11 protein-coding genes are annotated in these 11,413 nt (G+C 62.8%); 10 read left to right on the top strand and 1 reads right to left on the bottom strand.

Going from position 1 to position 11,413, the window contains the following annotated elements:
- Nucleotides 1-37 precede the first annotated feature (37 nt).
- Nucleotides 38-1,228 (top strand): MFS transporter, encoded by a 1,191-nt coding sequence (locus X566_RS20600; protein WP_034471127.1) that lies wholly within the window; start codon nucleotides 38-40, stop codon nucleotides 1,226-1,228.
- 9 nt (nucleotides 1,229-1,237) lie between these two features.
- On the opposite strand, the gene queF is transcribed toward X566_RS20600, so the two are convergent.
- Nucleotides 1,238-1,711 (bottom strand): preQ(1) synthase, encoded by a 474-nt coding sequence (queF, locus tag X566_RS20595; RefSeq protein ID WP_034471125.1) that lies wholly within the window; start codon nucleotides 1,709-1,711, stop codon nucleotides 1,238-1,240.
- Nucleotides 1,712-1,859: 148 nt separating this feature from the next.
- Here queF and eno point away from each other — a divergent pair, with 148 nt between their 5' ends.
- The 9 genes from eno (at nucleotide 1,860) to X566_RS20550 (ending at nucleotide 11,073) form a co-directional block, all read left to right on the top strand.
- Nucleotides 1,860-3,143: a phosphopyruvate hydratase gene (eno, locus tag X566_RS20590; RefSeq protein WP_034471123.1), complete on the top strand. Its 1,284-nt coding sequence runs from the start codon at nucleotides 1,860-1,862 to the stop codon at nucleotides 3,141-3,143.
- A 229-nt stretch (nucleotides 3,144-3,372) separates the two neighbouring features.
- Nucleotides 3,373-3,927 carry an NADPH-dependent FMN reductase gene (locus tag X566_RS20585; protein WP_034471120.1) on the top strand — a complete coding sequence of 185 codons (555 nt, stop codon included), beginning with the start codon at nucleotides 3,373-3,375 and terminating at the stop codon, nucleotides 3,925-3,927.
- A gap of 63 nt (nucleotides 3,928-3,990) precedes the next feature.
- Nucleotides 3,991-4,308 carry a septum formation initiator family protein gene (locus X566_RS20580; protein ID WP_034471118.1) on the top strand — a complete coding sequence of 106 codons (318 nt, stop codon included), beginning with the start codon at nucleotides 3,991-3,993 and terminating at the stop codon, nucleotides 4,306-4,308.
- A 157-nt stretch (nucleotides 4,309-4,465) separates the two neighbouring features.
- Entirely contained in the window at nucleotides 4,466-5,482 is a 1,017-nt protein-coding gene (gene pdhA / locus X566_RS20575) for a pyruvate dehydrogenase (acetyl-transferring) E1 component subunit alpha (RefSeq protein ID WP_034471116.1), read from the top strand.
- A gap of 15 nt (nucleotides 5,483-5,497) precedes the next feature.
- A complete protein-coding gene (locus X566_RS20570) occupies nucleotides 5,498-6,907 on the top strand; it encodes a pyruvate dehydrogenase complex E1 component subunit beta (RefSeq protein WP_034472630.1) in 1,410 nt (469 codons plus the stop codon).
- Nucleotides 6,908-6,967: 60 nt separating this feature from the next.
- A complete protein-coding gene (locus tag X566_RS20565; protein WP_034471114.1) occupies nucleotides 6,968-8,362 on the top strand; it encodes a pyruvate dehydrogenase complex dihydrolipoamide acetyltransferase in 1,395 nt (464 codons plus the stop codon).
- Between the two features lie 188 nt (nucleotides 8,363-8,550).
- Nucleotides 8,551-9,972: a dihydrolipoyl dehydrogenase gene (gene lpdA / locus X566_RS20560; RefSeq protein ID WP_034471111.1), complete on the top strand. Its 1,422-nt coding sequence runs from the start codon at nucleotides 8,551-8,553 to the stop codon at nucleotides 9,970-9,972.
- Nucleotides 9,973-10,114: 142 nt separating this feature from the next.
- A complete protein-coding gene (locus X566_RS20555) occupies nucleotides 10,115-10,714 on the top strand; it encodes a DUF4337 domain-containing protein (protein ID WP_152540004.1) in 600 nt (199 codons plus the stop codon).
- 83 nt (nucleotides 10,715-10,797) lie between these two features.
- On the top strand, nucleotides 10,798-11,073 hold the full coding sequence (locus X566_RS20550) for a GlsB/YeaQ/YmgE family stress response membrane protein (protein ID WP_034471107.1): 276 nt from the start codon (nucleotides 10,798-10,800) through the stop codon (nucleotides 11,071-11,073).
- The last annotated feature ends 340 nt before the right edge of the window (nucleotides 11,074-11,413 follow it).

Raw genomic sequence — 11,413 nt, 5'->3', positions numbered from 1 at the left:
CCGAATGGCCCCGTCTACGACCTCATCGTCCCATGCCATGCAATATCTGCTCCCCATCATCGCGATGGGGAACTTTGCCGCGGGTCTGACGTCACGCGTCATCGATCCGGTGGTGCCGCAGATCAGCGAGCAGATGGCCGTGAACATCACGACCGCGGCGACGCTTGCCTCGGCGTCGGCCATAGCCTTCGCGTTCGTACAATTGCCGCTTGGCATGGTGGCCGATCTGTTCGGCAAGCCTAAGGTGATTTTGACCTGCTTGATCGTTCTCGGCATCGCCAACATCGTTGGCTCGTTTACGACGTCGTTCGAGCTCCTGCTGGCGTCACGCATCATCTGCGGATTGGGCGCGGGCGGCGTGTTTCCCGTCGCAATGGGGCTCACGGGCGACCTTTTCCCGGTCGAGAAACGGCGCATCGCTATGAGCCGGATCATGGCCGGCGCGCTGACCGGCAACCTGCTGGGGGCGAGTTTTTCCGGTGTGCTGGGCGATCTGGTCGGCTGGCGCGGGGTATTCTCCATCCTCGGCAGCTTCATCCTGGTGATCTCGCTGGCCGTGGCGTGGGGCTTTCGCCATCAGCTCGGTCTGCCCGGCAAGCCCGTTGATCCCGCGCTGATCGCGCAGAACTACAGGCGCATCCTCAGCCACCCGAACGCCCGCATCTGCTATCTCGGCGTGTTCGTCGAAGGGCTGTGCATCTTCGGCATGCTGCCTTATGTCGCCTCGTTCCTGCAGCAGCTTGGCGAGCCGCGCCTTGCCATCGCGGGTCTTGTGATTGGCGGCTACGCCGTTGGCGGCCTGATGTATGCGGCCACCGTTTCACGGTTGCTCGCGCGCTTCGGTGACAACGCCTTGATGGTTGCAGGTGCTACGTTCATTGCCTCGCAGATCGCCATTATCGCCTTCGGACCACCCTGGCAGGTGCAGTTCTTCAACTTCATGCTGATGGGATACGGCTTCTATCTGATCCATGGCGGCTTCCAGGTGTTCACCTCGGAGATTGCGCCGGATGCCCGCGCAAGCGCGGTGTCGCTACAGGCGTTCTGCTTCAACTGCGGTCAGTTTTCCGGGCCGCTGACGTATGGCCTCGGCCTGACCTACGTCGGCAAGCTGCCGACGCTGCTGACGACCGCGATGCTGATCCTGTCCGTCGGCATTTTCTGTGCGAGAAAGCTGCGCCACCGTCACCCGCCGGACGTCGCGTTCGGCGGTGAGCATGGCAAATAGCGCGAGCGGTCAGCCGCGCCCGCGATAGGGTGCGACGCCCTGATCGGGAATCCAGACGTCCCTTGGTGCGCGGCCTGTCTGCCAGAACACGTCGATCGGAATGCCGCCGCGCGGGTACCAGTAGCCGCCGATGCGCAGCCAGCGCGGCTTGATTTCGTCGGCGATCCGCTTGCCGACGGTCACCGTGCAGTCTTCGTGGAAGCCCGCATGGTTGCGGAAGCTCGCAAGATAGAGCTTGAGCGACTTCGATTCGATCAGCCAGCGGCCCGGCACGTAGTCGATGACCAGGTGGGCGAAATCCGGCTGACCGGTGACCGGACACATCGAGGTAAACTCGGGGGCGGCGAACCGAACGAGATAATTCGTTCCGCTTTGCGGATTCGGCACCCTGTCGATCTGAGCTTCATCTGGCGTTTTCGGCCAGGCGACGGCGCGTCCGAGTTGCAGAGGACGTGGCGATTTTGGGGCGATTTTCTTAGCCATGGGGGACTCCGTTGTGTCCTAATAACCATTCCCGCCAGCCAGGTCACCTGACGCAGGGGCGCCCGTGGCTGGCGGTCTTTGCCATGGCCGCTGCTTCCTGTAGAAGCTCCGGCGAAAGTGACACCCTACAAGCTGAAGAGGACTGCACATGACCGCCATTGTCGACATCATCGGACGCGAGATTCTCGACAGCCGCGGCAACCCGACGGTGGAAGTCGACGTGGTGCTGGAAGATGGTTCACTGGGGCGGGCTGCGGTTCCCTCCGGCGCCTCGACTGGCGCGCATGAGGCCGTCGAACTGCGCGATGGCGACAAGGCCCGCTACCTGGGCAAGGGCGTGCAGAAGGCGGTCGCGGCCGTCACGGGCGAAATCTTCGACACGATCGGCGGCATCGATGCCGAGCAGCAGGTGCAGATCGACGAGGCGATGATCGCTCTCGACGGCACGCCCAACAAGAGCCGCCTCGGTGCCAATGCCATCTTGGGTGTCTCGCTGGCGGTAGCGAAGGCCGCGGCGCAGGCGAACGGCCTGCCCCTCTATCGCTATGTCGGCGGCACGTCCGCCCGCACATTGCCGGTGCCAATGATGAACATCATCAACGGTGGCGTTCATGCCGACAATCCGATCGATTTCCAGGAATTCATGATCATGCCGGTCGGTGGCAAGACCTTCGCCGAAGGACTGCGTATCGGCGTCGAAGTGTTCCACACGCTCAAGGCCGAGTTGAAGAAGGCGGGCCATAACACCAACGTCGGCGACGAAGGCGGTTTCGCGCCGAACCTGCCGTCGGCGGATGCCGCGCTCGAGTTCGTGATGAACGCGATCACCAAGGCCGGCTACAAGCCCGGTAGCGACGTGCTGCTGGCGCTCGACTGTGCCTCGACCGAGTTCTTCAAGGACGGCAAGTATGTCTACGAGGGCGAGGGCAAGACGCGGACGCGCTCGGAACAGGCGAAATATCTCGCCGATCTCGTTTCGCGTTACCCGATCGTCTCGATCGAGGACGGCATGTCGGAGGACGACATGGACGGCTGGAAGGAAGTCACCGATCTGATCGGAGCAAAATGCCAGCTCGTCGGCGACGACCTATTCGTCACCAACGTCAAGCGCCTGGCCGATGGCATCAAACACGGCCGCGCCAACTCGATCCTGGTGAAGGTCAACCAGATCGGCACGCTGACCGAGACGCTGGCGTCGGTCGAGATGGCCTTCAAGGCGGGCTACTCCGCGGTGATGTCGCACCGCTCCGGCGAGACCGAGGATTCCACCATCGCCGACCTCGCGGTCGCCACCGGCTGTGGTCAGATCAAGACCGGTTCGCTGGCGCGTTCGGACCGCACCGCCAAGTACAATCAACTGTTGCGGATCGAGCAGGAACTCGGAACCCAGGCCCGCTACGCCGGCCGTGCCGCCATCAAGGGGCAGGGCTGAAAGAGCAGGGCTGAGCGCTCCTGATTGTTCCGACTGGTAGAATAGAGCCTGATCCCACCCGCGGATCAGGCTCTTGTCGTTTCTGCGGAGCTCGTTCACGCTCCCGTCATCGGGGCGGATTTTGATCAGTATGCACTTGCATCTTCTTTCATGCAGATGCATGTAGATTGCACTGCAGCGTCACGCCCACCCGGCCACGGCGCTTGACCCAGATAAGAGGATATTCGTCATGGCTCCCTACAACGTTGCCGTCATCGTCGGCAGCCTTCGTAAAGAGGCTTTCTCGCTTCGTGTCGCCAATGCGCTGAGCAAGCTGGCGCCGCCGTCACTTTCGCTCAATGTCGTTACGCTGCACGGGCTGTCCTTCTTCAGCCAGGACCTGGAAGCCAATCCGCCGGCGGATTGGGTGGCGTTTCGCGAAAAGATTCAGAAATCGGATGCGGTGCTGTTCGTCACGCCCGAGTATAACCGCTCGATCCCGGGCGTTCTCAAGAACGCCATCGACATCGGCTCGCGCCCTTATGGCAAAAGCTCGTTCAATGGCCGTCCGGTCGGCATCATCGGCACGTCGCCCGGCGCGCATGGCGGCGTCAGCGCGGTCAAGCACCTGCAGCAGATCCTACCCGGCATCAGCGGCCCGATTCTGCAGCAGCCGGAGATGTATCTCGGCGGCGTCGGCGACGCCTATGATGACAAGGGGGAGTTGATCAAGGATTCGCTGAAGCAGTTCCTGGTCAGCTATCTCGGCGAGTTCGCCAAGTGGGTCGAACGCAACAAAGCCTGATCGTTTGTCGTCGCGCGGCCGGGTTGTTAGCGGTCCATTAACCCGGCCGTCGCATCGTGCGGCATGGTCTCCCATACCCGCCTCAAGTCATTCCTGACCGGTGTCGCGCTCTACACGATGGCTGCGGCTCTGATCGGCTATTTCGGTGTCAACGCTTACACCGGGAAGTACGGTCTGCACGCACAGCAGGCGCTGGACCAAGAGATCATTGCCCTGACGACCGAACTTGCGCGTTTGAAACAAGAGCGCGCGACGATGGAGCATCGCGTATCGCTGCTGCGTGCCGAGAGCCTCGATCCGGACATGCTGGACGAGCGGGCGCGTTACCAGCTCGAATTCGCGCATCCGCGAGACCTCGTGCGCGTCATCCGCAACAACTGAACTTTCTTCCAATTTCCTTGGCATCGGCGCAAGTTCGTGTCGATTGACGCGCGTTTTGCACCGCGTCTATTTGACGGATTGCGTGATCCTTTCGGGGCTTGCTGAATTGGGTTATTCAGCATCTAGTTTCCGAGTTGGATCAGCCTCTGGATATCACATGGCGGTTGCGAAAAAGTCGTCCCCCTCTACCGGCAACGGCAAAACGGCGGCGATCGCCGCTCTCACCAAGGAACAAGAACTCGAAGCCCTGCGTATGATGCTGTTGATCCGCCGCTTCGAGGAGAAGGCGGGCCAGCTCTACGGCATGGGCGCGATCGGCGGCTTTTGTCACCTCTACATCGGCCAGGAGGCCGTCGTCGTCGGCATGCAGATGACGTTGAAGGAGGGCGATCAAGTTATCACCGGCTACCGCGATCACGGCCATATGCTGGCCTGCGGCATGGATCCCAAGGGCGTAATGGCCGAACTGACCGGCAGGCGTGGCGGCTATTCCAAGGGGAAGGGCGGCTCTATGCACATGTTCTCGCTGGATAAGCACTTCTATGGCGGGCACGGCATCGTCGGCGCCCAGGTGTCGCTCGGAACCGGTCTCGCCTTCGCCAACCGCTACCGCAGCAACGACAATGTCAGCCTCGCTTATTTCGGCGACGGCGCAGCCAACCAGGGTCAGGTCTACGAAAGCTTCAACATGGCCGAGCTCTGGAAGCTGCCGGTCGTCTATATTGTCGAAAACAATCGCTACGCGATGGGCACGGCCGTCAGCCGCTCCTCGGCGCAGCAGGATTTTTCGAAGCGGGGCGTGTCGTTCAACATTCCAGGTGAGCAGGTTGATGGCATGGACGTGCGCGCGGTGAAGGCCGCGGGCGAAAAGGCGGTGAAGTGGTGCCGCGAGGGCAACGGTCCCTACATCCTGGAGATGCAGACCTATCGCTATCGCGGCCACTCGATGTCCGATCCTGCGAAGTACCGGACCCGCGAGGAGGTCGAGAAGGTCCGCCATGACCAGGACCCGATCGAGCAGGTGCGCCAGCGTTTGCTCGAACTGAAGGTCTCCGAGGACGAGTTGAAGAAGATCGATGCGCAGGTGCGCCAGGTCGTCAACGAGGCTGCCGATTTTGCCCAGAATGATCCGGAGCCGGATGCCGCCGAGCTCTGGACCGACGTGACGCGCTGAGTGGCGGAGCAGACGATGGCTGTACAAATTCTGATGCCCGCACTTTCGCCGACGATGGAGAAGGGCAACCTCGCCAAGTGGCTGAAGAAGGAAGGCGATACGGTGAAGTCCGGCGATGTGATCGCCGAGATCGAGACCGACAAGGCGACGATGGAGGTCGAGGCGACCGACGAAGGGACGCTCGGCAAGATCCTGGTGCCTGAAGGCACCCCTGACGTTGCCGTCAATACGCCGATCGCCGTCATCGTCGCCGACGGCGAAGATGCCTCCGCGATTTCCGCGGCAGCGACCCCGCCCGCCCAGAAGAACGAGGCCGAGACACCTGCAAAGGCCGAAGCTCCGGCCGGCGAGCAGAAAGCGCCTGCCGCATCCGCGCCTGCCGTCGTCTCCGACTCGCGGACCGAGATTCCCGAAGACCCAGACGTGCCGGAAGGCACAGAGATGGTGACCATGACGGTGCGCGAGGCCTTGCGCGATGCGATGGCCGAAGAGATGCGCCGCGATGGCGACGTGTTCGTGATGGGTGAGGAGGTCGCCGAGTACCAGGGCGCCTACAAAATCACCCAAGGGTTGCTGCAGGAGTTCGGCGCGCGGCGCGTGATCGATACGCCGATCACCGAGCATGGTTTCGCCGGCGTCGGCGTCGGTGCGGCATTCGCCGGATTGAAGCCGATCGTCGAGTTCATGACCTTCAACTTCGCCATGCAGGCGATCGATCAGATCATCAATTCGGCGGCGAAGACGCTGTACATGTCCGGCGGCCAGATGGGCTGCTCGATCGTGTTCCGTGGTCCGAACGGCGCGGCGGCGCGGGTGGCTGCCCAGCACAGCCAGGACTATTCGTCCTGGTACTCACACATTCCAGGCCTGAAGGTGATCGCGCCGTATTCGGCGGCGGATGCCAAGGGCCTCTTGAAGGCGGCGATCCGCGATCCTAATCCGGTGATCTTCCTGGAGAACGAGATTCTCTATGGTCACAACGGCCAGGTGCCGAAGCTCGACGACTACGTGCTGCCGATCGGCAAGGCGCGGATCGCCCGCAAAGGGCAGCATGTCACGCTGGTCGCCTGGTCGAACGGCATGACCTACGCGTTGAAGGCCGCCGAGGAACTGGCGAAGGAGAACATCGAGGCCGAGGTGATCGACCTGCGTACGCTGCGCCCGCTGGATACCGATACGATCATCGCCTCGGTGCAGAAGACCGGTCGTGTCGTCACGGTGGAGGAGGGCTGGCAGCAGTCCGGCGTCGGCGCCGAGATTTCCGCGCGCGTGGTCGAACGGGCTTTCGATTGGTTGGACGCACCACCGCTGCGGGTCTCGGGCAAGGACGTGCCGATGCCCTATGCCGCCAACCTCGAGAAGCTCGCCTTGCCGAGCGTCGCCGATGTGATTGCCGCCGTGAAGGCCGTGACCTATTCGTCATGAGCATCGCCGTGACCGACCGACGCCTGCCCGCATTGCCGTACTGACCCGACGGGTGAAAGCATGCCAATCAACATTCTGATGCCCGCCCTGTCGCCAACCATGGAGAAGGGCAACCTCGCGAAGTGGTTGAAGAAGGAAGGCGACGCGGTGAAGTCTGGCGACATTATCGCCGAGATCGAAACCGACAAGGCGACCATGGAGGTCGAGGCCGTCGATGACGGCACGATCGCCAAGATCCTGGTGCCGGAGGGAACGCAGGATGTCGCGGTCAACGACGTCATCGCCGTGCTCGCGGGCGAAGGCGAGGACGTGAAGGCGGCGGCTGCCGGTGGTGGCGGTGCTAAGCCTGCCGCGGCTGCGAAAGCGGAAGCCCCAACCAGTGAAGCCAAGCCTGCCGCGGCTTCCGCTCAAGCGGCTGCGCCCACTGCGGCGCCAGCGCAGGCCAAGGCTACTGCAGCGGCTACTACAGCGGCTCCCGCAGCGGCATCTCAGCCTGCGGCGATGAATGGTTCGGGCCAGTCTCGCGTGTTCTCGTCGCCGTTGGCGCGGCGGTTGGCGAAGGATGCTGGTATTGATGTCGCACGTATCGAGGGTACGGGCCCACATGGCCGGGTGGTGGCCCGCGACGTGGAGGCAGCGAGGTCTGGCAAGGGCCTGAAGGCTGCACCAGCAGCGCCCGGCACAGCGGCTGCGGCGCCGGTACTGGCTGCAGGCCCGAGCGAACAGCAGGTTCGCGCGATGTTCGCCGAGGGCTCCTACGAGGTCGTGCCACACGACAACATGCGCAAGATCATCGCACAGCGGCTGACGCAGTCGAAGCAGACGATCCCGCACTTTTATCTGACGGTCGATTGTGACATCGGCAAGCTCACCGCCGCGCGCGAGGAGATCAATGCGGCTGCGCCGAAGGACAAGGACGGCAAGCCGGCCTACAAGCTCTCGGTCAATGACTTCGTCATCAAGGCGCTGGCGCTGGCATTGCAGCGTGTGCCCGACGCCAATGTCACCTGGACCGACGGCGCCATGCTCAAGCACAAGGCCTCCGACGTCGGCGTGGCGGTCGCGATCCCCGGCGGATTGATCACACCGGTCGTCCGCAATGCGCACAGCAAGCCGGTTTCGGTCATTTCCGCCGAGATGAAGGATTTCGCGGCGCGCGCGCGCGCCCGCAAGTTGAAGCCCGAGGAATATCAGGGCGGCACCACAGCGGTCTCGAACCTCGGCATGTACGGAATCAAGGAGTTCTCCGGCGTGATCAACCCGCCGCATGCAACCATTCTGGCGGTCGGCGTCGGTGAGGAGCGCGCCGTGGTGCGGGACGGCAAGATCGAGGTGGCCACGATCATGAGCGCCACGCTGTCCTGCGATCATCGCGCCGTTGATGGCGCGCTCGGCGCCGAATTCCTCGCTGCGTTCAAACGGCTGATCGAAAATCCGGTGATGATGGTGGTGTAGTCGCGAAAGCCATCGAGAGCGCAGGGGGAGGTCGATGCCGCGTATCGCGCAATCTCGGTCATCATCAGCGGTTCGGCAATGAATCAGCTTAACGTCGCAAGATATATCGCCGCCCCTCGTGATGGCGGGCTGATGAGACTGGTGTTGATCCGCCGCGCGCAGCGGCCGAGTTAAGTTCGGAGTGCCTTATGGCCGATACATCCTTCGACGTTGTGATCATCGGCTCCGGCCCCGGCGGCTATGTGGCGGCGATCCGTGCCGCGCAGCTCGGTCTCAAGACCGCGATCGTCGAGAAGGCCTATCTCGGGGGCATCTGCCTGAACTGGGGCTGCATCCCGACCAAGGCGTTGCTCCGCTCGGCCGAGATCTACCATTACATGCAGCACGCCAAGGACTACGGGCTGAAGGCCGACAACGTCTCGTTCGATCCGAAGGCGGTGGTGCAGCGCTCGCGCGGCGTGTCAAAGCGGCTGAACGATGGCGTCGGCTTCCTGATGCGCAAGAACAAGGTCACGGTGATCTGGGGTGAGGCGACCATCGATGCGCCCGGCAAGATCACGGTAAAGGCTGCTAAGACCGACGCGCCGAAAGGAGCGCTTGGTCCCGGCGCCTATCAGGCCAAGCACATCGTGCTCGCGACCGGTGCGCGGCCGCGCGCACTGCCGGGGCTCGAAGGCGACGGCAAGCTGGTCTGGACCTATTTCGAAGCGATGGTCGCGCCGGAAATCCCCAAGTCGCTGCTGGTGGTCGGCTCTGGCGCGATCGGCGTCGAGTTCGCCTCGTTCTTCCGCACCATGGGCGCGGAGGTGACCATTGTTGAGGTGCTGCCGCAGATCCTTCCGGTTGAGGATGCGGAGGTCGCCGCCTTCGCCCGCAAGAGCTTCGAGAAGCAGGGCATCAAGATCCTCACCGGTGCCAAGGTGACGAAGCTGGACAAGAAGAGCGACAGCGTGGTCGCAACCATCGATGACGGCAAGGGCGGCACGCAGACGCTGGAAGTGTCGCGGGTGATTTCGGCGGTCGGCGTCGTCGGCAATGTCGAGAACCTAGGGCTGGAGAAGCTTGGCGTGAAGATCGAGCGCGGGACCGTGGTGGTCGATGGCCTGTGCCGCACCAACGCTCCCGGCATCTACGCCATTGGCGACGTGGCGGGTCCGCCGATGCTGGCGCACAAGGCGGAGCACGAAGGCGTCATCTGCGTCGAAGGCATCAAGGGCCTGCATCCGCATGCGATGGACAAAAATTTGATCCCAGGCTGCACCTACTGCCAGCCGCAGATCGCTTCGGTCGGTCTCACCGAAGCCAAGGCGAAGGAGCAGGGGCGGGAGATCCGCGTCGGCCGCTTCCCGTTCGCGGGCAACGGCAAGGCGATCGCGCTCGGTGAGGATCAGGGATTCATCAAGGTGATCTTCGATAAGAAGACCGGGCAGCTGCTCGGCGCGCACATGGTCGGCGCCGAGGTCACCGAGTTGATCCAGGGTTACGTCGTGGCGATGAACCTGGAGACCACCGAGGAAGAGCTGATGCACACGGTCTTCCCGCATCCGACCCTGTCGGAGATGATGAAGGAGGCGGTGCTTGACGCCTACGGGCGCGTGCTCAACGTCTGAGCCTATCCGGAAACGTGTACAACGCCCGCGTGAGGGGGCTCTGGCGCTAACAGCAAAATAAGCGTGTGGAGAAGCATGATCGCGTCGCGATCGTGACACGGCCTTGCGGCTATCGTCCGGCCCTTTGGTAAAGGAGACGCCGATGAAAGCCGAAGACGCCGCCGATTTGATGGATCAGGAAAGGCAGAACGACCGCTTCAAGCAGCGGGCGGCGGTTGGCATCGCCATTCTCGCGATGCTGCTGGCGATCACAGGGCTCGGCGGAGCCAACGCCGGTAAGGAAGCGACGAACAACAATATCTATGCGTCGAACACCTTCGCATTTTATCAGGCGAAGAACATCCGGCAGACCGACTTCAATCTTGCGGCGGACGCGATCGAGCTCGCATTTCTGCAGGACGCAGGCCTTGGCGCGGAGGCGAAAGCAGCGCTCAAGGCCAAGGCCGATGCCTATCGCAAGACGGTAGCCCGCTACGAAAGCGAGCCGGAAACCCGCGAGGGCAAGAAGGAGCTTCTCGCCAAGGCCAAGGAATTCGAGAACAAGCGCGATCACGCCCTGAAGCAGGACCCGTACTTCGACTATGCGGAGGCGTTGCTGCAGATCGCGATCGTGCTGATCTCGGTTTCGATCGTCGCAACCCTGCCGTGGCTTGCCATGGTTGGCGGGGTCGTCGGCGCCGCCGGGGCGCTGCTGACGCTCAACGGCTACACGCTCGCCGTCGAATTGCCCTTCCTGGCCTGAGTGACGGAAGGATCGGCCTCGGGCGACGTGACGGGAATCAAGGCCTGCGTTAGCCTTCCCGCGGATAACAGGGGGTATTCAGGATGAACGAGGCTCAGACTTTCTTTGCTCAGCCGGGTGTCGGCTTTTTCATGATGCTGGTGATCGGCGCCATCGCCGGTTGGATCGCCGAACGGGTCACCCAGTCCAACCATGGCATTTTCACCAACATTCTGGTCGGCGTGGCGGGGGCGTTTGTCGGTGCGAAGCTCGCCGAGATCGCCGAAGTCCCGGTCTTTGGCTTCTTTCGGACACTGGTTTCGGCCTCGATCGGCGCGATCATCATCCTGGTGGCGTGGCGGATGTTGGTAAAGCGCTGAGGGGGGATCGGCGCGCCGATCTCGTTGATGCTGTTTCCTAATGCCAATGCCCTCGCGAGGGCGCGCTTGGTCGCGTCCTCCACGTCGCGTCCTCCATGTTGCGGCCGCCCGCGAGAGACCGCCGGTTGCCCAGTCGGTGGCGGCTGCAATTGAACGCCGCCGTACGATCCGACCGTTGCCGAGGCTCCACAATGTTGCGGCCGTACAACAGTCCCTGAACATTTGGCCGCGTGCGCCGGAAGCCCTTGTCTGCGCCGCGATTTGGCCACACGCCTCCGTGATCTCGTTGAATGCAGGCCAGCGCTGCGACACCGATGTCCGATCGGCCGGTCCCGAAGTT

Origin of the sequence: Afipia sp. P52-10, assembly GCF_000516555.1 — a bacterium.
GTDB lineage: Bacteria > Pseudomonadota > Alphaproteobacteria > Rhizobiales > Xanthobacteraceae > P52-10.
This window is presented reverse-complemented; position numbering and strand designations above follow the sequence as displayed.